The organism is Thioalkalivibrio halophilus (assembly GCF_001995255.1).
GTDB classification, from domain to species: domain Bacteria; phylum Pseudomonadota; class Gammaproteobacteria; order Ectothiorhodospirales; family Ectothiorhodospiraceae; genus Thioalkalivibrio; species Thioalkalivibrio halophilus.
Window position 1 is genome coordinate 1 of sequence record NZ_MUZR01000021.1, and the last position, 26245, is coordinate 26245.

General features: G+C 68.8%; 22 protein-coding genes and 1 tRNA gene. 13 read left to right on the forward strand and 10 right to left on the reverse strand.

What is annotated here, in order from left to right:
- Window positions 1–1147 (forward strand): HAD-IC family P-type ATPase (locus B1A74_RS06800; protein WP_143592239.1); only part of this gene is annotated, 1147 nt, incomplete at its 5' end.
- Between the two features lie 41 nt (window positions 1148–1188).
- Here the strand turns inward: B1A74_RS06800 and B1A74_RS06805 are convergent.
- Both B1A74_RS06805 and B1A74_RS06810 read right to left on the reverse strand, forming a co-directional pair.
- Window positions 1189–1695, reverse strand: coding sequence for a c-type cytochrome (locus B1A74_RS06805; protein WP_018946463.1), 507 nt, complete (start codon window positions 1693–1695; stop codon window positions 1189–1191).
- Complete coding sequence (locus B1A74_RS06810) at window positions 1692–2318, reverse strand: hypothetical protein (RefSeq protein ID WP_077244168.1); 627 nt, start codon at window positions 2316–2318, stop codon at window positions 1692–1694. Before B1A74_RS06810 ends, B1A74_RS06805 begins: the two co-directional genes overlap by 4 nt.
- Window positions 2319–2420: 102 nt before the next feature.
- On the opposite strand from B1A74_RS06810, the gene B1A74_RS06815 reads away from it, so the two are divergent.
- Window positions 2421–3173 (forward strand): glycosyltransferase, encoded by a 753-nt coding sequence (locus B1A74_RS06815; protein ID WP_077244169.1) that lies wholly within the window; start codon window positions 2421–2423, stop codon window positions 3171–3173.
- A 1-nt stretch (window position 3174) separates the two neighbouring features.
- Here B1A74_RS06815 and B1A74_RS06820 read toward each other — a convergent pair whose 3' ends face one another.
- The 3 genes from B1A74_RS06820 to B1A74_RS06830 form a co-directional block, all read right to left on the reverse strand.
- Window positions 3175–4863, reverse strand: coding sequence for a sensor domain-containing diguanylate cyclase (locus tag B1A74_RS06820; protein WP_077244170.1), 1689 nt, complete (start codon window positions 4861–4863; stop codon window positions 3175–3177).
- Between the two features lie 66 nt (window positions 4864–4929).
- On the reverse strand, window positions 4930–5601 hold the full coding sequence (locus tag B1A74_RS06825) for an O-methyltransferase (protein ID WP_077244171.1): 672 nt from the start codon (window positions 5599–5601) through the stop codon (window positions 4930–4932).
- Window positions 5602–5614: 13 nt separating this feature from the next.
- The gene (locus B1A74_RS06830; protein WP_077244172.1) at window positions 5615–6706 is read right to left on the reverse strand and encodes an SO_0444 family Cu/Zn efflux transporter; all 1092 of its coding nucleotides are present in this window, start codon (window positions 6704–6706) and stop codon (window positions 5615–5617) included.
- A gap of 125 nt (window positions 6707–6831) precedes the next feature.
- Here B1A74_RS06830 and B1A74_RS06835 point away from each other — a divergent pair, with 125 nt between their 5' ends.
- Window positions 6832–7299, forward strand: a complete 468-nt coding sequence (locus B1A74_RS06835) for a CopD family protein (RefSeq protein WP_018946457.1) — start codon at window positions 6832–6834, stop codon at window positions 7297–7299.
- Between the two features lie 7 nt (window positions 7300–7306).
- Here the strand turns inward: B1A74_RS06835 and B1A74_RS06840 are convergent, their stop codons facing one another.
- Entirely contained in the window at window positions 7307–7753 is a 447-nt protein-coding gene (locus B1A74_RS06840) for a DUF3293 domain-containing protein (RefSeq protein ID WP_024328540.1), read from the reverse strand.
- A gap of 143 nt (window positions 7754–7896) precedes the next feature.
- Between B1A74_RS06840 and B1A74_RS06845 the strand changes: the two genes are divergently transcribed.
- Window positions 7897–9582, forward strand: coding sequence for a diguanylate cyclase domain-containing protein (locus B1A74_RS06845; RefSeq protein WP_077244173.1), 1686 nt, complete (start codon window positions 7897–7899; stop codon window positions 9580–9582).
- On the opposite strand, the gene cls is transcribed toward B1A74_RS06845, so the two are convergent.
- A complete protein-coding gene (gene cls / locus B1A74_RS06850) occupies window positions 9573–10997 on the reverse strand; it encodes a cardiolipin synthase (RefSeq protein WP_077244174.1) in 1425 nt (474 codons plus the stop codon). The two genes, B1A74_RS06845 and cls, sit on opposite strands and share 10 nt — an antisense overlap.
- Before the next feature lie 174 nt (window positions 10998–11171).
- Between cls and parC the strand changes: the two genes are divergently transcribed.
- Window positions 11172–13427 (forward strand): DNA topoisomerase IV subunit A, encoded by a 2256-nt coding sequence (gene parC / locus B1A74_RS06855; protein WP_018946453.1) that lies wholly within the window; start codon window positions 11172–11174, stop codon window positions 13425–13427.
- A 44-nt stretch (window positions 13428–13471) separates the two neighbouring features.
- Here parC and B1A74_RS06860 read toward each other — a convergent pair whose 3' ends face one another.
- Together B1A74_RS06860 and B1A74_RS06865 are read right to left on the reverse strand one after the other, a co-directional pair.
- Window positions 13472–15322 carry a putative bifunctional diguanylate cyclase/phosphodiesterase gene (locus tag B1A74_RS06860; protein ID WP_077244175.1) on the reverse strand — a complete coding sequence of 617 codons (1851 nt, stop codon included), beginning with the start codon at window positions 15320–15322 and terminating at the stop codon, window positions 13472–13474.
- 20 nt (window positions 15323–15342) lie between these two features.
- Complete coding sequence (locus B1A74_RS06865) at window positions 15343–18795, reverse strand: PAS domain S-box protein (RefSeq protein WP_077244176.1); 3453 nt, start codon at window positions 18793–18795, stop codon at window positions 15343–15345.
- 154 nt (window positions 18796–18949) lie between these two features.
- On the opposite strand from B1A74_RS06865, the gene htpX reads away from it, so the two are divergent.
- Complete coding sequence (gene htpX, locus B1A74_RS06870; protein WP_077244177.1) at window positions 18950–19837, forward strand: protease HtpX; 888 nt, start codon at window positions 18950–18952, stop codon at window positions 19835–19837.
- Between the two features lie 20 nt (window positions 19838–19857).
- On the opposite strand, the gene B1A74_RS06875 is transcribed toward htpX, so the two are convergent.
- Window positions 19858–20508 carry an MBL fold metallo-hydrolase gene (locus B1A74_RS06875; RefSeq protein WP_018946449.1) on the reverse strand — a complete coding sequence of 217 codons (651 nt, stop codon included), beginning with the start codon at window positions 20506–20508 and terminating at the stop codon, window positions 19858–19860.
- Between the two features lie 334 nt (window positions 20509–20842).
- On the opposite strand from B1A74_RS06875, the gene B1A74_RS06880 reads away from it, so the two are divergent.
- The 7 genes from B1A74_RS06880 (at window position 20843) to B1A74_RS06910 (ending at window position 26150) form a co-directional block, all read left to right on the forward strand.
- The gene (locus tag B1A74_RS06880) at window positions 20843–22354 is read left to right on the forward strand and encodes a sensor histidine kinase (RefSeq protein WP_077244178.1); all 1512 of its coding nucleotides are present in this window, start codon (window positions 20843–20845) and stop codon (window positions 22352–22354) included.
- Window positions 22351–23739, forward strand: a complete 1389-nt coding sequence (locus B1A74_RS06885; protein WP_077244179.1) for a sigma-54-dependent transcriptional regulator — start codon at window positions 22351–22353, stop codon at window positions 23737–23739. The genes B1A74_RS06880 and B1A74_RS06885 overlap by 4 nt, the downstream gene beginning before the upstream one ends.
- A gap of 225 nt (window positions 23740–23964) precedes the next feature.
- Window positions 23965–24471 carry a hypothetical protein gene (locus B1A74_RS06890; protein WP_077244180.1) on the forward strand — a complete coding sequence of 169 codons (507 nt, stop codon included), beginning with the start codon at window positions 23965–23967 and terminating at the stop codon, window positions 24469–24471.
- 66 nt (window positions 24472–24537) lie between these two features.
- Entirely contained in the window at window positions 24538–25017 is a 480-nt protein-coding gene (locus B1A74_RS06895) for a DUF4168 domain-containing protein (protein ID WP_077244191.1), read from the forward strand.
- Window positions 25018–25167: 150 nt separating this feature from the next.
- On the forward strand, window positions 25168–25596 hold the full coding sequence (rplM, locus tag B1A74_RS06900; protein WP_018946445.1) for a 50S ribosomal protein L13: 429 nt from the start codon (window positions 25168–25170) through the stop codon (window positions 25594–25596).
- A 40-nt stretch (window positions 25597–25636) separates the two neighbouring features.
- Window positions 25637–26029: a 30S ribosomal protein S9 gene (rpsI, locus tag B1A74_RS06905; protein WP_024328551.1), complete on the forward strand. Its 393-nt coding sequence runs from the start codon at window positions 25637–25639 to the stop codon at window positions 26027–26029.
- Window positions 26030–26076: 47 nt separating this feature from the next.
- A tRNA-Gln gene (locus tag B1A74_RS06910) sits at window positions 26077–26150 on the forward strand.
- Window positions 26151–26245: the final 95 nt, after the last annotated feature.

Here is a 26245-nt window from a genome sequence, read left to right on the forward strand (position 1 = left end):
CTATGGTGACGTGGAGCAGGGTGGATTCATCCTGCTGGCGCTGGTGGGGATCATCGATCCGCCCCGCGACGAGGCGATCGCCGCGGTAGCCGAGTGCCAGCGGGCCGGGATCCGGGTCAAGATGATCACCGGCGACCACGCGGCCACCGCGCGGGCGATCGGCGAGCAGCTGGGCCTGCGCGGCGAGGGCGGCACGCTGACCGGCCAGCAGCTGGAAGCCATGGATGACGCCGAACTGGCGCGCGCGGTGGAAGACACCGACGTGTTCGCGCGCACCACGCCGGAGCACAAGCTGCGGCTGGTCAGGGCGCTGCAGGGCAACGGCCGTATCGTGTCCATGACCGGGGACGGGGTGAACGACGCCCCCGCGCTCAAGCGCGCGGATGTTGGCGTGGCCATGGGGCGCAAGGGGACCGAGGCGGCCAAGGAGGCCTCGGAGATGGTGCTGGCGGACGACAACTTCGCCTCCATCGCGCATGCGGTGGAGGAAGGCCGCACGGTCTACGACAACATCCGCAAGGCCATCCTGCACATGCTGCCCACCAATGCCGGGCAGTCACTGACCATCATGATGGCGATCCTGATGGGCCTGGCCCTGCCGCTGACCCCGGTGCAGGTGCTGTGGGTCAACATGGTGACCTCGGTGACCCTGGCGATGGCGCTGGCCTTCGAACGGACCGAGCCGGGGGTGATGGGCCGTCCGCCGCGTGCGCCCGATACCCCGCTGCTGTCGGGGTTTCTGCTGTGGCGCATCCCGTTCGTGGCGATCCTGCTGTGGCTCGGGACCTTCGGCCACTTCGTGTACATGGAGGAGGTGCTGGGGGTGGCCGATGACCTCGCCCGCACCGTGGCCATCAACACCCTGGTGGCCGGTCAGGCCTTCTACCTGCTGAACCTGCGCCTGATCCATCAGCCGGTGCTGGCGGGTGGCGAGCTGTTCCGCTCGCGGGCGATGTGGATCGCCATCGGGGTGCTGGTCGTGCTGCAGCTGGCGTTCACCTACGTGCCGGTGATGCACACCCTGTTCGGCACCACTGCGATCGATGCCGGGGACTGGGCGCGCATCCTGCTGTTCGGGCTGGCGGTGTTCCTGATCGTGGAGGGCGAGAAGCTGGTGTTCCGGCGCATGGGCTGGGCCGGGAACTGACCGCGCCGGTCGGGTCCGGTCAGTTCCCGCCCCGCCCGGTATCAGTCGGTGTGGGTGACCCACTCGCGGCCGGTGGCCTCTTCCCAGTCTGCGGGCGTGGGGGTGTTGCGGTCGTAGTCCAGCCAGGCCTCGTAGACCTCGTCGGGCCAGTGCGACTGCAGCCAGTAGATGATGGCCTCGGCGTCTTCTTCGTCGATCTGTTCCTCGAACGAGGGCATGGTGCCGCCACGGGCCTGGCCGCCGTAACGGATCATGTCCTTGAGCTGCCACCAGGGGTGGTGCCAGGTGTGGGCCGAACCGTCGAGCGGCGGCGGGGGCCAGTTGCCGTCTTCGTCCGGCTGGTGCCAGTTCTCCGCCCCCTCGCGGTCCTCGCCATGGCAGGCCGCGCAGTACTGCTGGTAGAGGTGCTCGCCGCGCGCGAGGATCTCCGGGTTGTCGGTGCGTTCGCGGTGTTCCGGCTCGCCGGACCAGAAGCCGCCGTCACAGCCGGTCACCAGCAGGGCCAGGGCCAGGGCGAGAAGCGGGGACGTTCGCAGGGTCGCGGTCATTCGGCTTCTCCTTCGTCCGGCGCGTCGTCCCCGCCGAAGGCATCACGGACCTCGTCCCAGGCGTCGCGCGAGCCGTCGCGGATGCGGCCCCAGGCGTCCCGCGACCCGTCGCGCACGCCATCCCAGGCCTCGCGGGAACCTTCGCGGACGCCACCCCAGGCCTCGCGCGAGCCGTCCCGCACGCCTTCCCAGGCCTTGCGCGAGCCTTCGTGGATCGACCCGCCGGCGCGCCCGCTGCGCAGTTCCATGTCGTCGTACCAGGCGGCCAGGGCATCGCGTTCGTCGTCCAGGGCCTGCAAGGCCCGTTCGCGGTTTTCGCGCGTGGTGTCGGCGAGACCGTCCCAGGACTCCCCGGCCTCCCGGTGCAGGCGCCGCAGGGTGTCATCCATTGCGTCCAGGGTATCCCGGGTGCGCTCGCGTGCGGTCTCGTCGCCTTCTTCGGCATCGCGCTGCAGCTGCTCGCGGCGCTGCTGCCAGTCCTCGCGCAGGCTCTTCATCGACTCGCTGGTGGTTTCGGCAGCGGTGGTCCCGTCGCCGGATTCCGCCCAGGTGGCCGGTGGCAGCGCCAGCAGGAGCCCGAGCACGGCCAGGAGTAACAGTCGGGTGGCTGGATTGCGGGTCATGAGGAGTCTCCGGATGCCTCGATTTGTCCACCATGGTAGACGAGTGCGGCCCGGTGTAGTTTCCCCAGTTCCGTGCGCGACGGCCGACGAGGAGGTGAATCCGTGAAATTCGACGCTTTTGTCCGCGGTGCTCCGGGCCTGTCCGTGATCATCCCCGCGTGGAACGAGGCGGAATGGCTGCCGCGGACCCTGGCCGCGGTCCAGGGGGCGCTGGCCGGTGTCGAACGGGCCAGCGAGATCATCGTGGTCGACAATGCCTCCACGGATGCCACCCCGGAGATCGCGCAGCGCGCGGGCTGCCGGGTGGTGTACGAGCCGGAGCGCAGGATCAGCCGGGCGCGCAATGCGGGTGCCGGGGCGGCTCGCGGGCAGTACCTGCTGTTCGTCGATGCCGACACCTGGCCCGATGCCGAACTGCTGCAGGCCACGCTGGACGCGCTCGACAGCGGAACGGTGTGCGGCGGTGGCGCCCGGGTCGCCTTTGATCATCTCGACCATCGCATATATCGCTGGGGCGCGGCCGTATGGAACGCCCTCTCCGCGCGCCTGGGGCTGGCCGCGGGTTGCTACGTATTCTGCACCCGCGAGGCGTTCGCGGCCGCGGGCGGTTTCAGCGAGGCGGTCTATGCGGGCGAGGAGGTGTTCCTGTCACGGGCACTGAAACGCCGGGGACGCGCGCAGGGTCAGCGCTTCGAGATCCTGCAGACGCCGGTGCTGACCTCCGGGCGCAAGGAGGACTGGTTCCATCCGGCCCGCCATGTCCTGGTGGTGCTGCAGGTGCTGCTGTTGCCCTGGAGCCTGCGTTCGCGGCGTCTGAGCTGGTTCTGGTACACGCGTCCCCCGCGCAAACCCTGACTCAGAGCACGTCGAAGCGGTTGCGTCCGGATTCCTTGGCCGAATACAGGGCGTGGTCGGCGCGTTCGAGGATCTCGTCGACGGGTTCTCCGGGCTGCGCGAGGTGGCCCCCGGCGCTGAAGGTCACGGGCGTGTCCTCGGGGGTTTCCACTCCGGCGGCGGCCTCGATGAGGGCCTGACCCATGGCGGACAGGCGTTCCGGGTCGCAGGGATGCAGCAGGACCAGGAATTCGTCGCCGCCCCAGCGCGCCACCCGGTCGTCGGGGCCGAGAAATTCGCGCAGCCGTTCGGCGACCCGGGTCAGGGTGGCATCGCCTTCGGCATGCCCGTGGGTGTCGTTGAGCGGCTTGAAGTGGTCCAGGTCCAGATAGATGACCCCGAACGGCTCGCCGGAATGCCGCGCGCGCTGGGCATGGTCATCCAGCAGCTCGTCCATGCCCCGCCGGTTCACCAGTCCGGTCAGCGGATCCTTGCGGGCCATTTCGTGCAGTGCCTCGGTGCGCTCGCGGACCTTGGTCTCGAGGTTGCGGGTCTGGTTGCGGATGGCCTCCGCCATGCTCTGGTAGTGCCGCATCAGGCGGCCGATCTCGCCGCGCGCCTCGGGCAGTTCCACCGGGCGCAGGTCGCCGGACTGGATGCGTGCCATCGCCTGTTCCAGCGCGGCCACCGGGCGGAAAATCAGGCGCTGCAGGGCCATGTGCAGCAGGACCAGGACCAGGGCCAGGGTAAAGCCGAAGACCACCAGCACCGGCGTGAAATGTCGTACCGGCATCACCTCGTCGAGATCCAGCAGGGTGATTTCGTACCAGTCGAGAGTCGGCAATCGGGCGATGCCCGCCAGCTGGCGCTGCCCGTCGATCTGGACGAAGTCGGTGCGCACCTCGCCTTCCGGGTCGGACAGATCCCGCAGTTCGTCCATCATGGAGCGGATGCGCTGGTGGTCGCGGGGACGGTCGACCAGGCGTTCCACCGTGCTTTTCTGACCCTCCGGCTGCACCAGGCTGGCGAATTCGATGAACTCCGGATCGCGGTAGAGCTGGATGGCGCCGCTGAAGTCGGCGAACACCGTGGTGATCCCCGGCTGCTCGATGTCGACGATGTCGCGCAGGATGCCGTCCAGTTCCAGGCCGGTCCCGGTCATGCCCAGGATGGAGCCGTCGCGGTCGCGGATCAGCACGTCGATCCACAGCTTGGTGACCCCCAGCTCGGTGTCCGGATTGACGTTGAGATGGAAGTCGCGTTCCTCCTCGATCAGGCGGAAGAACCAGGCATCATCGGGGTCGTCGGGGTCCAGGTGATAGCGCAGCGGGTCGTCGGCGAATTCGTCGTCGGCGTTGTTGTGGTAGTAGGCGCCGTTTTCGCGCAGGGCCACGAAGTAGTTTTCGTCGCGGAAATTGCCGCGAAAGCTCTCCATCTCCTCGATGGCGGCCGCCTCCCTGTCGGGGTTGTCGGATTCGCGGGCGAACCGGAGGATGGCGGTGGAGTCGGCCAGTTGGTGCGACAGGGCGATCTCGCGTTCCAGCGGCTGCTGCAGGCGGGCGCTGTCGTAGCGCACCTGGATCTCCGCGACGTGCTGCCCCCACTGCTCGATGATGCCTTCGGCAATGCGCTCGAAGGCGAACCAGACGCCGGCCAGTCCGACCAGGAGCAGGGCGCCGGCGAGCATCAGGAAGCGGCTGCGCAGGCTCATGCCGGGGGCGGGAAGGGAGATGGGGGACCGTGCATGGTTCAAGTTTAACCCGCACGGAGCAGAGGGTCACGCGGCCCGTTTGCGTGCGAGCGTCAGGCCGTCGCCGATCGGCACCAGCGACAGATCCACCCGCTCGTCCCGGTGCACGAACCGGTTGAATTCGCGGATCGCCACGGTGTCCTCGCGTCGGTCGCTGCGGTCGGCAACGGTGCCGTGCCACAGGGTGTTGTCGATCATCACCAGGCCCCCGGGCGCCAGCAGGGCGAGGCAGTGTTCGTAGTATTCGCGGTAGCCGGTCTTGTCGGCGTCGATGAAGGCCAGGTCGAAGGGCTCGACCGCAGGGTCTTCTTCGCGCAGGGCCTGCAGGGTGTCCGCGGCCGGTCCGAGGCGCAGGTCGATGCGGTCCTCGACGCCGGCGCGGCGCCAGTAGCGGCCGGCGATGTCGGTCCATTCGCGGCTGAGATCACAGGTCACGATCCGGCCGTCGGCCGGCAGGGCCTCGGCGATGACCAGGCTGCTGTAGCCGGTGAAGGTGCCGATCTCCAGGTAGCGCCGGGCACCCGTCAGCCGGGCGAGCAGGGCCATGAACTGCCCCTGTTCCGGGGCGATCTGCATGCGCGCCTCGGGCAGGGCCGCGGTCTCCGCACGCAGTTCTGCCAGCAGCGGCGATTCGCGCAGCGAGGCGTCGAGCAGATACGGGTGGAGTTCGTCATCGAGTCCGATGGAACGTGTCGACATCGCAGCCTCCGGGTCATGCGGACCGCGCCGCGCGCAGGCGCCGCAGTACGCGCAGGGGGTGGGTGGCGGCCAGGACCAGGGCGATCAGCGCCGCCCATTCCAGCCAGTGGGGCAGCCATTCGGTGGCGGCCTCGACCCCGGTCAGCGGATCGAAGCCGGTCTGCGCCAGGGCCAGATCCAGCAGCAGCCCCAGGGCGACGGTCGATGCCACGATCCCGACGAGGTAGCGAATCAGCGCGGCGTTGCCCATCTCCCGACGATAGACGCCCAGGGTCGCCATGCTGGTGATCGGCGCGGCCAGCAGGAATACCAGCACGGTCCCGGGCGAAACGCCGGCCACCAGCAGGCCGGCGGCGATGGGCGTGGCCGCCGTTGCACACAGATACATGGGGATGCCCACCAGCGCCATCAGGAGCATGACGGCCGGCCCGCTGCCGTACGCGGCCAGCGCATCCGGCGGTACGGTGGCCAGCAGCACGCCCGCCACCAGCAGTCCGAGCACCAGCCACAGGCGGATGTCGTCGAGGATGTCGCCAAAGGCGTAGGCCAGGCCGCCGCGCAGTTCGGCCAGCCGCCCGTTGCGGGCTTCGGGCGGCGCGGACTCCGTGCCGCAGGCGTCTTCGCAGCCATTCCCGCAGCTGCTGCCGCAGGCGTCGCCGCCGACATCGTCCGAACCGGGGTCGTTCGGCGTTTGGCGGGCGAGGCTTCCCGCCCCGACCAGCAGACCGGTGGCCAGCGCGGTGACCACCGCGCCGAGCCCCCGGACCACGGCCATCAGCGGTCCCAGCAGGACGTAGCTGATCGCCAGCGAGTCGATGCCGATGCCGGGGCTGCCGATCAGGAAGGCCGTGGCGGGGCCGCGTCCGGCGCCGCCACGGTGCAGCGCCAGCGCGGCCGGGATGGCGCCGCAGGAACACAGGGGCAAGGGCGCCCCGGCCACCGCCCCGCGCGCCGTGGCCCCCACCGAGGATCCCCCCAGCCAGGCCTGCAGGCGTTCCTGAGGCAACAGGGCGCGCACCAGGCCGGCGACCGCCAGCCCCGCCAGCAGCCAGGGCGCGGCGGCGAGCGCGAGTTGCAGGGTGGCCTGAAGTATGTCGCTTGCCATGAGTCCATCCTTCGCTGTGTGCCGCGCGGGTGCAAGAGCGACCAGTGCGGGTGGCGGTTCGGCACTGCCCGGCGCGAGCGGCTACACTGCCGCCCATTCACGCAATGCAACGAAAGGAGACGATAATGACGGGATACGCACTGGCGAACGTGCTCCACGTCCTGGCCGTGGTGATCTGGGTGGGCGGCATGTTCTTCGCTTGGGCCATCCTGCGCCCGGCGGCCAACGCGGAGCTGGATGACGCCGCGCGTCTGCGCCTGTGGCCGGCGGTGCTGGGGCGGTTCTTCCCCTGGGTGTGGGCCTCCATCGCGGTGGTTCTGGTGACGGGCTTCTACCTGATCTTCGGTGTACTCGGGGGCATGGGCGGGGTGCATCCCAGCGTGCACACCATGCTGCTGCTGGGCATCATCATGATGCTGATCTTCGCGCACATCTTCTTTGCCCCGTATCGTCGCCTGAAGCAGGCCGCCGAGGCCGGGGACGTTGCAGAAGGCCTGCGCCGCATCGGCCAGATCCGCCTGTTCGTGGCGATCAATACCGTGCTGGGCCTGGTCACCGTGGCCGTGGGCTCCGGCGGCCGGCTGCCGCTGTAAAGCGCGTTCAGGGGCCCGGCCCGGAGCGCAGGCGCGGGTGCCAGACGAGCTCCGGTGCCCGCGGCGGTTCGCACTCCACCACTGCGTTCTGCTCGAATTTTTCCAGCCAGTGGTCACGGATCGCCGGCGGGAGGTCGGGGATGCCGAAACCGGGTTCTTCGGGCCATTCTCCGTCCGGGTCGCCGCTGGTGGCCGGCCAGGCGGGTCGTCCCGCGCTGGTGATCGTGGCCCGCAGCTGTTCCTGGCGCCGGGCGTTCTCCGTCGCACCGGACGGCCGACTGAAGGGGTTGTGTGCGGTGATCAGCGTGATCCGTGCATGGCCCCGTGCGCTCAGCTGGCGCGCCAGTTCCGCGTGGGGCTCGCCAATGCGCAGGTCGAGAGTCGTGGCGGCGGTATGCAGGCTGCCGGTAGGGCCGGGCGGCAGCTGTACGCGGTAGTGCGCCGCGGCGTACACCTGCTCCAGACGCCGGATTTCTGCGCGGCTTCCGGGGGCAGACGATCCCCCGCTGCTTGTTTGTTCGGTCATGTCGCGGCACTCTCGAGGTTGCACCTGCACGGCAGGCGATTCGACAGGGGGAGCGGGATGTCGGTCAAGCCATGGATCCAGCGGGGCGGGACGTGAGCCGCGGGTCGGCCCCCGGTCGGGTCCCCGGGCGGACTTCGCATCTGACCGGGGCCTTTCTGCTGGTCCTGCTGCTGGTGGCGGCGGTGGCGGTGGCCAGCTGGTTGCGCGTGCAGCAGCTGCAGCAGGAGGTCCAGTCTCTGACCGCGGAATACGTGCAGCGGGTGGACAGTGTCCACCGCATGCGCGCGCTGGTGCGCGAGCGGACGCTGCGCGCGACGCTGGTCCTCAGCACCGATGACCCCGCCATGCAGGACCAGTACCGCCAGGAATTCCGCGACCTCGCCCGACGCTTCATCGAGGCGCGCGACGAGGTGGATCGGGCGATCGACGATCCCCGCCATGCGCGTCTGCTGGCGGAACTGCGCGAGATGACCGCGGTGGGGGCGCCGCTGATGAGCGAGATGATCGACCTGGCCCTTGCCGGCGGCCGTCAGGAGGCGTTGCCGACCCTGTATTCCCGCATCATGCCGGCGCAGGAGCGCACCCTGGAGCAGATCGAGCGCCTTCTCGCGGCTCTCGAACAGCAGAACGCGGCGGACATCCGTGCGATGGTGCGCCAGCACGAGGATACCCAGCAGGTCATGGTGATGGCCTCGGGCGTGGCCATGCTGCTGATCGCCGGCATCGGTTTTCAGGTGCGCCGGCGCATCCGCCAGGATCATTCGGCGCTGCAGGAGGAACTGGTGCAGCGCCGCCGGGCCGAAGCGCGCCTGCGCGAGACCCAGGCCGGGCTGGAGGCCGCGGTGGCACGGCGTACCGCCGAGCTTGAGGATGCCTCCGCGCGCCTCGAGGAGGCCCAGCGCATCGCCGGTGTGGGGTACTGGGACTGGGGCATCCGCGGCGAGCAGCTCAACTGGTCGACCAATGTGTTCGAGCTGTTCGGTCTGGATCCCGAACGGGACACGGCCGGTTTCGAGGCCTACATGCACGCCATCCATCCGGAAGACCGTGCCCGGGTGCGCCAGGGCATCAACGCCGCGCTGGCCGAGGGCAGCCATTATCACCTGGAGCACCGGGTCGTGCTGCCCGACGGCGGGCTGCGGCACGTGCGGGTGGAGGGCGAGATATCGCGTGATGCTGACGGGCGCCCGCAGCGGGTGCTGGGCATGGTGCGGGACATCACTCGCGACAAGCAATCCGAACAACGCCTGTGGCATCAGGCCCATCATGATTCGCTGACCGGACTGCCGAACCGCAGCCTGCTGCAGGAGCACCTGCGTCAGGCGCTGAGCAGGGCGCGGCGCAACGGCACCCGTCTGGCGCTGCTGGTCTGCGACCTGGACGGCTTCAAGCCGGTCAACGACCGTCTGGGTCACGATGCCGGTGACGTGGTGCTGGTGACCGTGGCCGCGCGCCTGCGCAGCGGGCTGCGCGAGAGTGACGTGGTCGCCCGCGTGGGGGGCGACGAGTTCGTCCTGCTGCTGGAGGCCGTGGGCGGACCCGAGGACGTGCGCGCCGTGGGACGCAAGCTGCACCAGCGTTTCGCCGAGCCGGTGGAGATCAATCAGGAGGCGGTACGCGTGGGTTTGAGTCTGGGGGCGGCGATCTATCCCGACGACGGCGAACGGGCCGAGGAGCTGCTGCAGCAGGCGGACCACGCCATGTACGTCGCCAAGAACGGTTCCGGCCAGGAACTGGTGCTGTCGGATCAGAGGTAGGGGGTCAGCAGCCGGGCGGCGCCGTCGCGCAGGCGTATCGGCAGCGGGCGGCGGTAGACCTCGGTAAGCGTGAGTTCGCGCGAGTCTTCCAGCAGCTCGTCGGCCCACTGCGTCAGGCGTCCGCCCAGCCCCGGGTCGTAGCATTCCAGGTTGAACTCGAAGTTCAGGCGCAGGCTGCGCGGGTCCCAGTTGGCGGAGCCCGCCAGCACCCATTCGCCGTCGACCAGCATGATCTTGGAATGGTTGAACGGCGGCGGGGTCAGCCACAGGCGGCAGCCGCGTTCCAGCAGTTCCGCCTGGCCCGGCTGGCTGGCCCATTGCACCAGCCGCAGATTGTTGTGTTCCGGCAGCAGGATGTCCACGCGGATCCCGCGCAGTGCGGCGGCCTTGAGCGCCCCCACCAGGGCGTGGTCGGGCAGGAAATAGGGCGTGGCGATCACGATGCGCTCGCGGGCCTCGGCGATCGCCGCCTGCAGGGTGAAGTTGAGGACCTCGAAATCCTCGTCCGGGCCGTCGGGCAGCCCGCGGCACAGCAGGGCACCGCCGTCGGCGTCCAGCGGCGGGAACCAGGTCTCGCCCTTCAGCTGTTCGCCGGTGGTGAATTCCCAGTCCTCGGCAAACACCCGTTGCAGCTGGCGGCAGACCGGCCCGCGCACGGCGAAATGCAGATCCTGGATGGGGTGACGTCCGGGGTCGCTGGGGCTGTGCCCGCGGCGGATATTCATGCCGCCGGTGAAGCCACGATACCCGTCGATCACCAGCAGCTTGCGGTGATTGCGCAGGTTGAAGACCGCCAGGCTGCGCGGGATGTGGTGCACGGGCAGGAAGGGGGCGGCGACGAGCCCGGCGCGGCGCAGATGGCGCAGGGTGTTGCGGCGGCTGTAGCGCACCCCGATGCCGTCGACCAGCACGCGCACGGCCACACCGCGTTCGCGCGCCGCCTGCAGGTGCCGGATGAAACGCTGGCCCTGAGTGTCATAATCGAAGATGTAGGTGGCCAGGGTGATGGAATGTTCCGCGCGATCGATCGCCTCCAGCATCGCGCCGAAGGCCTGGTCGCCGTCGAACAGCGGTTCCATCGCGTTGCCGCCGGTCAGGCGGAGCGGGCTCAGGCGGTCGCCGCTGTGTACCAGGCGTTCCCAGCGCGCCGGCGGCGCGGGGCGTGCCCCTTCGTGCGGCTGCAGCCCGGACAGCAGGTGCCCCTCGCGCAGGGCATGCGCACGGCGCCGGATGCGGTTGACGCCGAACAGCCAGTAGAGGATGGAGCCGGCCAGCGGCAGCAGGAAGATCAGCCCGACCCACGCGATCAGCATGCCGGTGTCGCGCCGCTGCAGCAGGGCGTGCGCGGCGGTGGCGACGGCGATCGCGAGCGAGACGACGGCGAAAACACTGGCGGCCCAGCCGCTGTCGAGCACAGCAGGTCTCCCGGTGACGGTGTGGCGTGGCGGCGTTGTGGATGAACCGCCGCAGGCCCGCTACAGTACGCGGGCCGGGCGGCAGCTTAAAGATTTTCCCCGGTGCCCGCCACGGTGGCCCGCGGGAATCCAGCCCTGTCGCCCTCCGTTTCGCTCCCCGGCCGAGAATCGCGCATGAGCCATTCCCTGACTCCCGAATCGTTCGCCAATGGCGAGCAGCTGCCGCTGAAGGATTTCACCGAGAAGGCGTACCTGGATTACTCCATGTACGTGATCCTGGACCGCGCCCTGCCGCATATCGGCGACGGGCTGAAGCCGGTGCAGCGGCGCATCATCTATGCGATGAGCGAACTGGGGCTGTCCGCCACCGCCAAGTACAAGAAGTCGGCGCGTACCGTGGGCGACGTGCTCGGCAAGTTCCATCCGCACGGCGATGCCGCCTGCTACGAGGCGATGGTGCTGATGGCGCAGCCGTTCTCCTACCGCTATCCGTTCGTGGACGGGCAGGGCAACTGGGGCTCGCCGGACGATCCCAAGTCCTTCGCCGCGATGCGCTACACCGAGTCGCGCCTGTCGCGCTACGCCCAGTTGCTGCTCTCCGAGCTGGGCCAGGGCACGGTGGACTGGGTGCCGAACTTCGACGGCGCGCTGGAGGAGCCGAAGATGCTGCCGGCGCGGCTGCCGAACGTGCTGCTCAACGGCGGCTCCGGGATTGCCGTGGGCATGGCCACCGACATCCCGCCGCACAACCTGCGCGAGGTGGCCGCGGCCTGCGTGCACCTGCTGGAACACCCGAAGGCCACGGTGGACGAGCTGTGCGAGCACCTGCCGGGGCCGGACTTCCCCACCGAGGCGGAGATCGTCACCTCGCGCGCCGAACTGCAAAAGCTCTACGCCACCGGCCAGGGGTCGGTGCGTGCGCGGGCGCGCTACGAGCGCGAGGGCGACGATATCGTGGTCACCGCGCTGCCGCACCAGGTGTCCGGGGCGAAGCTGCTGGAACAGATCGCCAGCCAGATCCGGGCGAAGAAGCTGCCGATGATCGAGGACCTGCGCGACGAATCCGATCACGAGCACCCGACCCGCCTGGTGATCACCCCGCGTTCGAGCCGCGTGGACATCGAGGCGCTGATGGCGCATCTGTTCGCCACCACCGACCTCGAGAAGAACTACCGCGTGAACATGAACGTGATCGGGCTCGACGGCCGCCCGCAGGTGCGCGATCTGCCCGGATTGCTGCGCGAATGGCTGGAGTTTCGCATCGAGACCGTGCGCCGGCGCCTGCAGTGGCGCCTGGAGAAGGTGCAGGCGCGGCTGCACGTGCTGGAAGGCCTGCTGATCGCCTATCTCAACATCGACGAGGTGATCGCGATCATCCGCGAATACGACGAGCCGAAGCCCGAACTGGTCAGCCGCTTCGGCCTCAGCGAGACCCAGGCCGAGGCGATCCTGGAACTCAAGCTGCGGCATCTGGCGAAGCTGGAGGAGATGAAGATCCGCGGCGAGCAGGACGAGCTCTCGCAGGAACGCGACCAGCTGGAGAAGACCCTGGGGTCCGAGCGTCGCCTGCGGACCCGCGTGCGCCAGGAGATCGAGAAGGACGCCGCCGACTATGGTGACGAGCGGCGATCCCCGCTGGTGGAACGCGAAGCCGCGCGGCCGCTGGACGAATCCGCGCTGGTGCCGGCGGAGCCGTTGACCATCGTGCTCTCGGAGAAAGGCTGGGTGCGCGCCGCCAAGGGCCACGATGTGGACGCCCGCGGTCTGAACTACAAGGCGGGTGATGCCTTCCGCGCCGCGGTCGCCGGGCGCAGCAATCAGCCGGTGGCGTTTCTCGACTCCACCGGACGTGCCTATACCCTGCAGGCGCACAGCCTGCCTTCGGCGCGCGGTCAGGGCGAGCCGCTGTCGGGGCGGGTGAACCCGGCGGAGGGGGCGCATTTCGTCGGCATGGCCACCGGCGGCAGCGAGGACCGCTGGCTTCTGGCCACCGATCACGGTTACGGCTTCATCACCCGTCTGGAGGAGCTGCTGGGACGGCAGAAGGCGGGCAAGAACGTGCTGACCGTGCCGGCCGGGGCGGCGGTGCTGCCGCCCGTCGCGGTGCCGGATCCGGAGAGCGACCATCTGGCGGTGGTGACCACGCGCGGCTATCTGCTGGTGTTCCCGGCGGCTGCGCTGCCGGAGCTCGCGCGGGGCAAGGGCAACAAGCTGGCCGGGATCCCGGCCGCGTCGCTCAAGGACGGCTCGGAGCGGGTGCAGGAGGTGGTGGCTCTGGCACCGGGCGATACCCTGGTGGTGCATGCCGGCAAGCGCTTCAAGGCGCTGGCGCCGGCGGAGTGGGGCGAATACGTCAGCGAACGCACGCGCCGCGGGCGGCAGTTGCCGCGCGGCTACCAGAATGTCGACCGGCTGGAAGTGCGGCGCTGACGGACGCGGCCGAGAGTTCCCGGTCCGGGGCAGGCGGCTCCGGGTCAGGAGCCCCGGGCGCTGCGTTCGCTCCGTTCTTCGGAGGGCCTGGCCCGATGGCTTGATGCGGGGGTGATCAGGGCGCAGGCCTCGGCCTCCGGCAGGGGGCGATGGTAGAGGAAACCCTGGCCCACCGGGCAGCCGAGTTCGTGCAGCAGGGCGGCGTCCTCCGCGGTCTCGATGCCTTCGGCGACGGTTTGCAGGCCGAAGCCGCGGCTCACCGCGAGAATTGCCTCGAACAGGCCGCGCATGCCGGGGTCGCTGGCAATGCCGTCGACCAGCGCGCGATCCACCTTGACCGTGGATACCGGCAGCCGGCGCAGATAGGCGAGCGAGGAATAGCCGGTGCCGAAGTCGTCGATGGCGATGGACACCCCGAGGTCGCGCAGGGCGTGCAGTTCGTCCAGTGCATCCTCCAGGTTGTGCATGATCGCGGTCTCGGTGATCTCGACCTCGAGGCAGCCGGGCGGGGTGCCGGTGTGCTCCAGCGCCGTGCGTACGGCCTGGGTCAGGGTGTGGCCACGCGCGGTCAGGGCCTCGAACTGGCGGGCGGAGACGTTGACCGCGACCGGATAGCACTCGCCGGTGGCGGCGCGCCAGCGGGCCGTGGCCGCCAGGGCCTCGTGCAGGGCCCACTCGCCCAGGTTGACGATCGCGCCGGTGGTCTCGGCGACGGGGATGAACTCGCCGGGCGAGACCGGTCCGAGCTCGGGGTGTTCCCAGCGCATCAGGGCCTCGAAACTGACCACGGAATCCATGGCCAGATCGATCTTGGGCTGGTACAGGAGGGACAGGCCGTCGCCGTTATGGGCGTCGGCCAGGTCGTGTTCCAGCCGGTGGCGCCGGCGCGCGGCCTGCTCCAGCTCCGGGACGTAGGTGAGCCAGGGGAGTTGCCGCCGGTCGGCCCTGGACAGCGTGAGCATCAGCCGGCGGATCAGTTCGCCGGTGTCGTGGCCGGCTTCCGTGGTCCGGGCATGTCCGGCCACGATCTCCGGGCGGACCTCGTACTGGCCGATGCGCAGCGTCCGGGTGCTGCTCTCCAGCATGGCCTGCAGGGTGTCGTCGGGCAGACCGTGTTCGCTGGCGGCCAGCAGCAGAAAGGTGGACCCGCCCCACAGTCCGCACAGCGCGGTGTCTCCCGCCAGTGTCTCCAGGCACCCCTGCAGGCGCTGGCCCGTCTCGCGCAGCATCAGGTCAGCGGCCGCGTGCCCCTCCAGACGTTCCAGCGGCTCGTGTCCTCCCAGACGCAGCATCACCAGATCGATCACCGGGATCCTCGGGTCCTGCAGCCATTGCTCCAGGGTTTCCAGCAGCGCCGCGCGGTTGGGCAGGTCGGTGGCCAGATCGTGGTGGGCCAGGTATTCCAGATCGCGATCCTTGCGCTGCAGGGTCAGGGATTGCGTCTCGAGGCTTTGCGACAGGTCCTGCACCTCGTTGTGCGTGGCGTTGTGCAGGGCCCGCACCCGCAGCAGGTTGCTGATGCGCTGGACCACCTCGGAGGCGTCGAACGGCTTGGTGATGAAATCCAGGGCGCCACCCGCCAGGGCCTGCTGGCGGGTGTCGGGGTCGATCTGCGCGGTCAGCACGATCACCGGCAGCCAGTCGCCTTCGCCCAGTTCCGCGTTCAGGGTCTCCATCACCTGATGGCCGTCCATGCCCGGCATGCGGATGTCCAGCAGCATCAGGTCGCGCGGGTCCTCGAGCCAGGACTCCACGGCCTGCTGCGGGCGGGTCTCGCCCCGGACATGCTGAAAGCCGGCGTCCTCCAGGATGGTGGTCAGAAGCTCCACGTTCATCGGGTTGTCATCCACGATGAGGATGCGGGCTTCGGTCTGGGACTGGTCGGGTGTGAGCATGGCGGCGTGGCGTTCGTGGGTCAGTCGTCGGTCGGGTTCAGCAGCCGGTCCAGGCTGCGCATGAAGGCCGGGATATCCAGCGGCTTGGTCAGATAGTCCTCGAAATCGGGATTCTGGTTCCCTTCACCGGCCTTTTCACGGGTGGCGTCCGCGCTCAGGGCGATCAGTGGTATGTGCCGGGTCTCCGGCCGCGACTTGAGCACGCGGGCCGCGGCGGTGCCGCTCATCCCGGGCAGATGGACGTCGAGCACGATGAGGTTCGGCAGCCATTCGCGCGCGGTGATCAGACCCTGTTCGGCACTGCCGGCGACGCGCAGTTCGGTCCGGCCCCGGTTGCGCAGCAGTTCGCGCATCAGTTCCACGTTGGCCAGGTTGTCTTCGATATACAGGATCCGCCGGACGGCAGCCGGGGCGGCACCGGTATCGGCATCGGCATCGCCGGCGTGGCCTTCGGCGGGGTCCGGCGGCGCGCGATCGGGCGCGTCGGCCGCCGACGATGGCTGGCCGAGGGGCAGGCGGATGCGGAAGCAAGAGCCCTCGCCCTCGGTGCTGGAGAAATCGAGTTCGCCACCCATGCGCGTGGCGAGCTCGCGCGAGATGACCAGGCCAATGCCGGTGCCCTCGACGCCGCCGCCTTCCTGTTCCAGGCGTTCGAATGGCTGGAACAGGCGTTCCTGGTGTTCCTCCGGGATCCCGTAACCGGTGTCATGGACCTCCACGTTCAGCATGCCGTGTTCCGGATCTCGCCCCGGATCGGCAGTCGCGTCGTTGCGCTCGGCCTGCACGATCACGTCCACCCGGCCGTCGGGCCGGTTGTACTTGATGGCGTTCGACAGGAGGTTGATCAGGATCTGACGGGCGCGGGTCGGGTCGGCGTGCACCGTCGGCCAGGCGGTCGCGGGGTCGGGGTGGTGGAGCGCCACCCCGTGTTCCTCCGCCAGCGGCCGCACCATGTCCAGTGCCTCCCGCAGCACCGTACCGACCTCGATCGCCTCCAGCGAAAGGGTCAGGCGGCCGGTCTCGATGCGCGAGAGATCGAGGACATCGCTGATCAGGTTGAGCAGGTGGGTCCCGCTCTCGCGGATGTGGGCGATCTGCCGGGCCTGCCGCTCGGTCGGGGGTTCCCGCGAGCTTTCGGCGAGGATCTGGGCGAAGCCCAGAATGGAGTTCAGGGGCGTGCGCAGCTCGTGCGACATGTTGGACAGGAACTGCGACTTGGCCCGGCTCGCGCGTTCGGCCTCGTGCATCGCCCGTTCGAGCTCCTTGCGGTCGCGGCGGCGGGCCTCGCGGTCGCGCAGGGCGCGGATCAGGATCGCGTAGGTCGCCGAGAAGGGCGCCAGGAACTCGGCCAGTTCGCTGTCGTAGCCGCCGGGACGGTTGGCGATGCCGAACATGCCCACCAGCTCGTCGCCGTGGTAGAGCGGCATGCCGAGGTAGGGGCCCAGCCGGGGATGCCCCTCGGGCAGGCCACTGGCGCGGGGGTCGGTCATCACGTCGTCGGAGATCAGCATGCGGCCCTCGTGCATGACCCGGCCGATCAGGCCGTTCGCCCCGCACAGCCGCATGTCGCCGCTGAGCAGTTCCTGATAGAGCCGTTCGGAGGCATCACTCCAGGCCAGGTTGGTGATCGCGTGGATCTTGAGGCACGGCTGGCCGTCGTGCCATTCGGTCTCGCCCATGAAACCGTAGCGACTGTCGGTCACCTGCAGCAGGGTGTCCAGCAGGAACGGCCAGACGTCCTCGGCGGAGTCGGTCTCCATGTACTGCGTGGTGGCCAGGCGCATGGCCTCCAGCAGATGCTGCTGGCGCTGCTGCTGCGCGGTCGCGTTGCGGTAGGCGTCGATGTCCTGGACGATCCCCAGCAGGTGTCGAGGGCGGCCACGGTCGTCGCGTTCCAGATCGCCCTGGGCGCGCAGCCAGCGCGGCGGCGAGGTGCGGATGCGGAATTCCACGTCCAGCGGGATCCCCGAGGCCAGGCTTTCGTTCAGCGCTCCCTGGACGCGGGGACGGTCCTCCGGCAGCACGATGTCGGTGAGGAAACGCGGATCCCGCAGCGCGGGATGCTCGGCGCCCTCGGTCAGGGCGGCGGCCTCCGGGGTCCAGTCCAGCTCGCCGGTGACCGCGTCCACGCTCCAGTTGCCGATGCGCGCAAAGCGCTGCGACAGGCTGCGACGGCGTTCCGCCTCGCGCAGGGCATTCTGCGCATGGGTGATCTCGCTGAGGTCGTGGGCGACGGTGATGACGCCCTCGGAACGCCCGTCCTCGCCGACCAGCGGGGTCTTGATCAGTTCCAGTTCCCAGCTCCGGCCGTTGTGCTCGAAATGCAGCGGCTGGGTGCGGGTCTGGCCGGTGGTCATGACTTCGTGGTCGAGGCCGCGGGCATAGTCGGCCACGTCGGCACTGAAAAGATCGTGGGCCGTGCTTCCGAGGGCCTTTTCCGGCGCGAAGCCCAGCAGTGGCTCGCAGGCCGGGTTGGCCACCACGTAGCGGCCGTCGGCGTCGCTGGCGTAGATCGGATTGGGGGCCCCGCGCAGCACCGCGTTGAACAGGCGGCTTTCGCGCAGTTCGCGTTCCTGGGCCTCGTGCAGTTCGGTCAGATCGTTGACGATGCCGATGTAGTGTTCTCCGCCGTCGATCCGGATGGAGGAGACCGCGAGCTGCATCGGAAAGGTGTGCCCGTCGCGATGCAGGCCGCGGACCTCGCGGCCGATCCCGATGATGCGCGCCTCCCCGGTAGCCTGGTAGTGGCGCAGGTAGTCGTCGTGCTGGCTCGCCCAAGGGTCCGGCATGAGCATGGACACGTTGTGGCCCAGAACCTCGGCCGCGGAGTAACCGAACAGGCGCTCGGCCGCGGGGTTGAAGCTCTCGATGAGGCCACCGGCGTCGATCTGGATGATGCCGGCGGCCGCGGTCTCGAGCACGGCGTGCAGCTTGCGGCTCTGGTGCTCGTGTGCGGAGCGGGTGGCGTCATAATCTCCGCGCAGGAACTCGGTACGCAGGATGTGCCCGGCGAGCCCGGCGAAGTCCTCCAGCGCGCGGATCCGGTCCGCATCGAACCGGCGCGGCCGGGTATCCATCACGCTCAGGGTACCTACCGCGAGGCCGTCTTCCAGGGTCAGCGGTATCCCCGCATAGAAACGCACGCCCGGCTCGCCGGTGACCAGCGGGTTGTCGGCAAAGCGCGGATCGTCGGTCGCGTCGTCGACGATGGTGGTGTGCTGCGGGGTGGCGATGGCATGGGCGCACAACGAGACCTCGCGCGGTATGCGGCGGTGACAGGCGCCGTAGGCGCCCAGCAGTCGCTGGTGGTCGTGGTCGATCACCGAGACCACCGTGATCGGGACCTCCAGGCGTGCCGCTGCCTGACGCAGCAGCGGCGCGAACAGGCGCTCGCCGTCGGTCTCCTCGAGCAGGAGACGGCGCACGCCGGCCAGTCGCCGGTCTTCGTCTTCGGGGGTGGGGGGTGCCCGCATGCATGAACCTGGGCGGAGGATTGTCTACGAAGGGATGATACGTCATGCAGGCGACGGTGTGTGTGGCCGGGACTTGAACCCGCGTGTATCGCCCCTATCTAATACACCGTCCGAAATGCCTGATTCCACCCGCAACGGAGAACGAGTTCATCCGATGAAACGCATACTGCTGTTCCTGGCCACCAACTTCGCCATCCTGATCGTGCTCAGCATCACGCTGCGCATCCTCGGGGTGGAGAGCATCCTCGACGAGCAGGGGGTCAACCTCGACCTGACGGCCCTGCTGATCTTTGCCGCGGTGTTCGGTTTCGGCGGCTCGTTCATCTCCCTGGCCATCTCCAAGTGGATGGCGAAGAAGACCATGAAGGTCCAGGTGATCGAGAAGCCTTCGAATGCCACCGAGCAGTGGCTGCTGGAGACCGTCCAGCGCCAGGCGAAGCAGGCGGGCATCGGCATGCCCGAGGTCGGGATCTACGATTCGCCGGACCCCAACGCCTTCGCCACCGGCATGAGCAGGAACAACGCGCTGGTCGCGGTCAGCACCGGGCTGATGCAGAACATGGGGCAGGGCGAGGTCGAGGCCGTGCTGGGCCACGAGATCGGTCATGTGGCCAACGGCGACATGGTCACTCTGGCGCTGATCCAGGGCGTGGTGAACACCTTCGTGATCTTCCTGTCGCGCGTGATCGGGCATTTCGTGGACCGGGTGATCTTCAAGAACGAGTCCGGCCACGGACCGGCGTTCTGGATTACCGCCATCGTGGCCGAGATCATCCTCGCGATCCTGGCCTCCATCATCGTGTTCTGGTTCTCGCGGCAGCGCGAGTTCCGCGCCGACCAGGCCGGGGCCGAACTGGCCGGGCGCGACAAGATGATCGGGGCGCTGGAGTCGCTGGCGCGGGCCTCCGGCCGGCCGGTGGACATGCCGGATCAGATGGCCGCCTTCGGCATCCGTGGCGGCATGGCGCAGGGCCTGAAGAAGCTGTTCATGAGCCATCCGCCGATCGAACAGCGCATCGCCGCGCTGCGCGCCGGGGCCTGAGGCAGGCCCCGCGCCGGGGTTCATCCGGCGAGCACGTGATCGGCGACGAACGGATTGCGCCGGCGCTGCTCGCCGAAGGTGGACTCCGGTCCGTGGCCGGGGATGAAACGGACGTCATCTCCGAGTGGCCACAGTTTCTGCGTGATCGACTCGATCAGTACGCGCCCGTTACCGCCGGGGAAATCGCTGCGCCCGATCGCGCCGTTGAACAGCACGTCCCCCACCAGCGCCAGCCGCGCGGACGGGCTGAAGAACACCACATGCCCCGGGGTGTGTCCCGGGCAGTGCAGCACCTGCAGCCGTTCGTTCCCCAGCTCCAGGGTCTCTCCGTCGTCCAGCCAGCGGTCCGGGGTCAGCGGCGCGATTTCCGGAAATCCGAACATCGCGGCCTGCTGCGGCAGCTGCTCGAGCCAGAACGCGTCCTCGCGCTGCGGGCCGATGACGGGCGCGCCGGACAGCCGTGCCAGCTCGGCCGCGCCGCCGGCATGATCCAGGTGGCCGTGGGTCAGCAGGATGGAGTCCAGTTCCAGGCCCTGATCGCGCACGCGGGCCAGCAGGGTCGGGGCCTCGCCGCCGGGGTCGACCCAGGCCGCGCGGCCGGTTTCGTTGCACCAGATCAGGGTGGCGTTCTGCTCCAGCGGGGTTACCGGAAGGGTGCAGTGTTCAAGCATCGGGGTATCGCTTCGCGGCGAACGCGTCGGGACGGAATAGTTGTGCGGCGTATGCGTCTTACGGGTGTGCAGATCGCAAGCTTAGGAGAAAAACCGGTCCGGCGCGACCGCTTTCTGTTCGTCGCTCGCGGGAAGTGCTTGACAGGAAAATCCTAATATTAGAAGATCTGCATACGCTGAATGTTGTCCCCCCTGACAGCATCGGCGGACTCCTCCATCCTCCTTTGGTGGTTTTCTTGGCGCGGGCTCTGTCCCGCGCTTTTTTTTGCCCGTTCGCATCGTCCGGCCGCCGCGCCTACCATGGCGGCATGCCCGCCCCCGGTTCCCATCGATCATGACGCGACGCCTGAACAGCCTGCGCAATGTGGTGGTGATGTTCATCCTGCTGCCGCTGCTCCTGCTGGTGGGTGCGGTGGTCGCGCTGGGCCTGCAGGAATTCCAGACGCAGATGGAAGACCGCATGCAGGACGACATCGAGCTGGTTGCGCGGGCGATCCGTCTGCCGGTGTCCACGGCGATTGTTGAACAGGACGTGGCCGCCGTTCAGGAGTCGCTGGACTCGCTGTTCCAGATCGACGAAGTCTTCGGGGTGTACGTCTACGACGCGCGCGGCGAGCTGGTGGCGACCTCCGGGCCGCCCAGCCCGTCGCTGCGGCATCGGGGAGAGGCGCAGGCGATCAGCGAGACCGGAACCCTGGGCGCGTTCGATGAACATCGCGGGCGCGAGGTTTTTTCGTTCTTTCTGCCGCTGGCGGACCATGCGGGACGAATCGTGGGCCTGCTCCAGGTAACCCGTGACGTGTCTCCGTTTCGTGCCTACGTCTCCCAGCTGCGCTGGCAGGGCGCGGTGCTGACCGGGGCGGTGACGGTGCTGTTCCTGGCCCTGGTGCTGGTGGGGTACCACCGGGCCGTGGGGCGCCACGTCGAGCGCCTGACCGGGGTGATGCACGACATCGGCGAAGGGGTGCGCGGCGTGCGGGCACCCGAGGCCGGGCCGGCGGAGCTGCGCCATGTCGCGGCTACCATGAACGGGATGCTGGAACGGCGCGAGGCGTCCGAAGCCGCGCTGGAGGCGCAGCGGGCCGAGCAGCGAGCGCTGGAGGAAAAACTGCGGCATTCGGAAAAGCTGGCGGCGATCGGCCAGCTGGCGGCCGGGGTGGCGCACGAGCTGGGAACCCCGCTGGGGATCATCGCCGGACGCGCCCAGCGGGCCGCCCGCCGCCTGGCCGAGGACGATCCGGCGCGCAAGGAAATGCAGGAGCTGCGGGCAGAAACCGAACGGGTGGAGACCATCGTGCGGCAGCTGCTGGATTTCGCCCGGCGCAATCCGCTGCAGCGCCGCAGCGTGAATCTGGATGAACTGGTCCGGGAACTGGTGGATCGCGTGCGCGGTCGGGGACATTGTCCGGACGTGCAGTTCAGGCTGGAAGGCGCACCCCTGCAGGTGGAAGCGGACCGGCTGCGACTGGGTCAGGCGCTGGAAAACCTGATCGAGAATGGCGGGCAGGCAGCCCGGTCGCGCGTGCGGATAACGTGGGGCGTGGAGCACGGGCAGGTGGAAGTCACGGTGGCCGACGACGGTCCGGCCGCCGGAGGCGGTATCGATCCGGAGACGGCGGAGCGCCTGTTCGAGCCTTTTTTCACCACCAAGCCGGCCGGAAAGGGGACCGGTCTTGGACTGGCGGTGGCCCAGGTCGCGATGGAGGACCATGGCGGTTCGATCGCGCTGGATCGTTCGGACCCGGGCGAGACCCGTTTCGTGATCCGGTTTCCGCGGGCAGCGGATGCCACGGGAAGTGCCGTGAGGGATGGAGGGGATGGAACGTTGCCGGAGGCGGGTGCATGACCAATCCGGAATCGGTGCTGGTGGTGGAGGACGATCGCGGTCACCGGGACCTGCTGGTGGAGGAGCTGCGCGAGGCGGGGCATGGCGTGGTGGCCGTGGGCAGCGCCGAAGAGGCCATGCAGGCCCTGGGCCAGCAACCCTTCGGCCTGGTGGTCAGCGATCTGAGACTGCCGGGCGAGGATGGCTTCCGCGTGCTGGAAGCCACGCGCGAGGCGGTGCCGGAGCCCGGTTTCATCATGCTTACCGGCTTCGGAACCATCGACCAGGCCGTGGCCGCGCTCAAGGCGGGGGCGGATGATTTCCTGACCAAGCCGGTGGACCTCGATCATCTGCGGCTGGCGGCCGATCGGGTGATCGAGGCCCGGCGGCTGAAGGCCGAGGTGCGCCAGTATCGCGAGCTGCTGGCGGCCGGCGAGGGCTTTCACGGCATGCAGGGGAACAGCCCGGCGATGCTGCGGCTGTTCGACCTGATCCGGCGGATCGCGGCTTCCGATGGATCGGTGCTGATCACCGGCGAATCCGGTACCGGCAAGGAGCTGGTGGCGCGTGCGCTGCACGCCGAGAGTGCTCGCCGCGACGGTCCCTTCGTTGCCCTGAACTGCGCCGGCATCCCCGAGAGCCTGCTGGAATCGGAACTGCTGGGGCATGTCGCCGGGGCTTTTTCCGGGGCCAGGGGCGCGCGCCGCGGCCTGTTCCGCGAGGCCGACGGAGGCACCCTGTTTCTCGACGAGATCGCCGAGATGCCGGTGGCGATGCAGAGCAAGCTCCTGCGGTTGCTGCAGGACGGGCGCGTGCGCCCGGTGGGCGGCAACGAGGAGGTGGACACCGACGTTCGCATCGTGGCGGCGACCCACCAGGACATCCCGGGGCGCATCGCGCAGGGCGAGTTCCGCGAGGACCTATACTATCGGCTGGAGACCTTTCGTATCGAGATCCCGCCGTTGCGCGACCGGGGCGAGGACATCGAACGCCTGGCCCTGCAGTTCCTGCGCCAGCACGCCCTGGCTCACGGGCTGCCGGAGCGTCGCCCGAGTCCCGAGGCGATGCGGGCCCTCCTCCACTATGCCTTCCCCGGCAACGTGCGCGAACTCTCCAGCCTGATGGAGCGCGCCGCGACCCTGTCTTCCGGTGACCAGATCGAGTTGCGCGACCTGCCGGAGCGGGTGCACGCATCGGCATCCGGCGGAACATCAGCCGGCATGCCCCCGGGTGACGGCGTTCCCGGCGCCCGGGACGCCCACTGGCCTTCGCTGGCCGAACTCGAGACCGATTACATCCAGCGCGTCCTTGAGCACTGCGAGGGCAACAAGCAACGGGCGGCGCGCATGCTGGGGATCGGCCGCAAGACGCTTTATCGGCGGCTCGGCGAGTCCGATACGAACTGAGCCCTTTCCCTTGCGCGGTGTGTCGTGCGGACGCGGTGACACGTTTCATTGCGACCCATGTGTCGAAAAGAAACAGTTCTGATCTTCTTTCTGTTCCTCTCCCGGCCGCGCGGACGGCCTTCAGGTCTCTGAGTTCAAACGTATTTTTTTGTGTTCTGAATGTTGGCCCGTGGGTTGCTTCATGTGAGTTGTCCGTAGCGAAATCCGCAAACCACAGGAGGTCGCATGACGACTTTCCGCAAAACCGCAACGGCCATGGCGCTCGGTTCGGTGCTGACCCTCGGCTTTTCCGGGGTGGCCGCGGCCCAGGCGGGCCAGGGCGGTGCCCCCGCCGGCGACATGCCGCCCGAGGCCGGAACCCCCGGACAGGGCCAGCCACCCGAGCCGCGGCAGGACGCACCAGCACCGCGGGATGCCCCGGCACCCGGCGGGAGCGGCCAGGGCGGGGGGCTTCCGCCCGGCGGAACCGGACAGGAACGCGGGCTTCCGCCCGGTGGCCAGCCCCCCGGGCCGCAGACCGGGCCGCAAACCGGGCCGGGGCAGCCGGATCGGCCGCAGGGTGCGCCCCCCGAGCCGCGTGACGCGCCGCCGGGGAGCATGGAGCCCGAGCGCACGGATCCGCGTGGCGGTGCCACCGGCCAGCAGATGCCGGCCCCGGGCGAGCGGCCCGAGGGCGAGGCGATGCCCGAGCCCGGCGAAGACCCGCGGCAGGGCACGGAGCGGGACTGGTAGTCCGGACCGCAGATCATGATTTTCGTGAATACAGACCGTCGTAAAGACCAAGGAGCAAACGCAATGATGAACTTTCGCAAGACCGCAATGGCTTTCGCCCTGACTTCCATGTTCGCCTTCGGTGGTGTGGCCTCCGCGCAGATGGGTGGCGGCGCCGAGGGTGGCGCTCCGCCGGAAGGCGGCGCTCAGGGCGGTGCCCCGCCGCAGGGCGGCGCGGGCGCCCAGGGTGGTGCTCCGCCGGAAGGTGGCGGTGCCCCGATGCAGCAGCAGGCCCCCGAGGTCGACCTGTCCGACGAGGATATCGACACCTTCGTCGAGGCCTTCGTCGGCGTGCAGGAAGTCCGCGAGGACTTCTCCCAGCGCCTGCAGGAAGCCGAGGACGAGACCCAGGCGCAGCAGATGCAGCAGGAGGCCCAGGACGAGATGGTCGCGGCCGTGGAGGATGCCGGCATGACCGTTGAAGAGTACAATGAGGTCGCCATGGCCCTGCAGAACGACCCCGAGCTGATGCAGGAGGTCCAGCAGCAGGCCGAAAGCGCCATGTAAGCCCGCAAGGGACAGGCATGCGCTGACGGGGCCGTCCTTCGGGGCGGCCCCGTCTTTTTGTGCAATCGCTCGTGGGACCCTTGAATGACGGGGTACAACACGGTATTCTTTCGCGCTTTCTGAATCGCCCCGACATCGGAGCATCGATACATGAGCACCATCAGCGCCAAGCCGGCAGAAGTCGAACGCGACTGGTTCCTTGTGGATGCCAGTGACAAGACCCTCGGTCGACTCGCCACGGAAATCGCGCGTCGGCTGCGCGGAAAGCACAAGCCCGTCTACACGCCGCACGTGGATACCGGCGACTACATCGTCGTGATCAATGCGGACAAGATCCGGGTCTCGGGCAACAAGGCCTCCGACAAGATGTATTATCGCCATACCGGTTATCCGGGGGGCATCAAGGAGGCGAACTTCTCCCAGATGATCGAACGTCATCCGGAGAAGGTGCTCGAGCTGGCCGTCAAGGGCATGCTGCCGCGCAACCCGCTCGGCCGGTCGATGCTCAAGAAACTCAAGGTGTATGCCGGAACCGAGCACCGGCATGCGGCCCAGCAGCCGCAGCCGCTGGACATCTGATCCGCGGCGCCGCCAACCAGAAACAGGGAAATCGATTCCAATGGCTATGAATCAGTACTACGGTACGGGTCGCCGCAAGACGGCTTCCGCGCGTGTCTTTCTGCGTCCCGGCTCGGGCAACGTGACCGTCAACGGCCGTCCGCTGGACGAGTTCTTTGGTCGTCCGACTTCGCGCATGGTTGTCCGGCAGCCGCTGGAAGCGGCCGAAGCCCTCGACGGCTTCGACGTGGTGGCTACGGTCTCCGGCGGGGGCGGTAACGGTCAGGCGGGTGCCATTCGTCTGGGTATCGCCCGCGCCCTGGTTGAGTATAATGAGGACCTGCGCAGCACGCTGCGTCGTGGCGGTCACCTGACGCGGGATGCCCGCGAGGTGGAGCGCAAGAAGATCGGCCTGCGCAAGGCCCGTCGCGCGACGCAGTACTCCAAGCGCTGATCCGGTTTTCGCCGGTGCACCCGGAGGTTTCGGGCACCGGCCAGAATTGGGGGATCGTCTAGCGGTAGGACTACGGACTCTGACTCCGTCAACCCAGGTTCGAATCCTGGTCCCCCAGCCATCCATGGAAAAGGGCCCCCTCGCGGGGCCCTTTTTCATGGATATGACCGGCCAGGATGAGAACCTGGAAGGTTCGGCGGAGCGCAGCGGAGCAAC

Excerpts from the sequence above, each read along its gene's own strand:
- B1A74_RS06895 (WP_077244191.1), top strand. The coding sequence starts at position 24,538 with ATGAACTTTCGCAAGACCGCAATGGCTTTCGCCCTGACTTCCATGTTC.
- htpX (WP_077244177.1), top strand. The coding sequence starts at position 18,950 with ATGAAACGCATACTGCTGTTCCTGGCCACCAACTTCGCCATCCTGATC.
- B1A74_RS06835 (WP_018946457.1), top strand. The coding sequence starts at position 6,832 with ATGACGGGATACGCACTGGCGAACGTGCTCCACGTCCTGGCCGTGGTG.
- rpsI (WP_024328551.1), top strand. The coding sequence starts at position 25,637 with ATGGCTATGAATCAGTACTACGGTACGGGTCGCCGCAAGACGGCTTCC.
- B1A74_RS06825 (WP_077244171.1), bottom strand. The coding sequence starts at position 5,601 with ATGTCGACACGTTCCATCGGACTCGATGACGAACTCCACCCGTATCTG.
- B1A74_RS06820 (WP_077244170.1), bottom strand. The coding sequence starts at position 4,863 with ATGAGCCTGCGCAGCCGCTTCCTGATGCTCGCCGGCGCCCTGCTCCTG.
- B1A74_RS06830 (WP_077244172.1), bottom strand. The coding sequence starts at position 6,706 with ATGGCAAGCGACATACTTCAGGCCACCCTGCAACTCGCGCTCGCCGCC.
- rplM (WP_018946445.1), top strand. The coding sequence starts at position 25,168 with ATGAGCACCATCAGCGCCAAGCCGGCAGAAGTCGAACGCGACTGGTTC.
- B1A74_RS06885 (WP_077244179.1), top strand. The coding sequence starts at position 22,351 with ATGACCAATCCGGAATCGGTGCTGGTGGTGGAGGACGATCGCGGTCAC.
- B1A74_RS06860 (WP_077244175.1), bottom strand. The coding sequence starts at position 15,322 with ATGCTCACACCCGACCAGTCCCAGACCGAAGCCCGCATCCTCATCGTG.
- B1A74_RS06810 (WP_077244168.1), bottom strand. The coding sequence starts at position 2,318 with ATGACCCGCAATCCAGCCACCCGACTGTTACTCCTGGCCGTGCTCGGG.
- parC (WP_018946453.1), top strand. The coding sequence starts at position 11,172 with ATGAGCCATTCCCTGACTCCCGAATCGTTCGCCAATGGCGAGCAGCTG.
- B1A74_RS06845 (WP_077244173.1), top strand. The coding sequence starts at position 7,897 with ATGGATCCAGCGGGGCGGGACGTGAGCCGCGGGTCGGCCCCCGGTCGG.
- B1A74_RS06865 (WP_077244176.1), bottom strand. The coding sequence starts at position 18,795 with ATGCGGGCACCCCCCACCCCCGAAGACGAAGACCGGCGACTGGCCGGC.
- B1A74_RS06805 (WP_018946463.1), bottom strand. The coding sequence starts at position 1,695 with ATGACCGCGACCCTGCGAACGTCCCCGCTTCTCGCCCTGGCCCTGGCC.
- B1A74_RS06875 (WP_018946449.1), bottom strand. The coding sequence starts at position 20,508 with ATGCTTGAACACTGCACCCTTCCGGTAACCCCGCTGGAGCAGAACGCC.
- B1A74_RS06890 (WP_077244180.1), top strand. The coding sequence starts at position 23,965 with ATGACGACTTTCCGCAAAACCGCAACGGCCATGGCGCTCGGTTCGGTG.
- B1A74_RS06880 (WP_077244178.1), top strand. The coding sequence starts at position 20,843 with ATGACGCGACGCCTGAACAGCCTGCGCAATGTGGTGGTGATGTTCATC.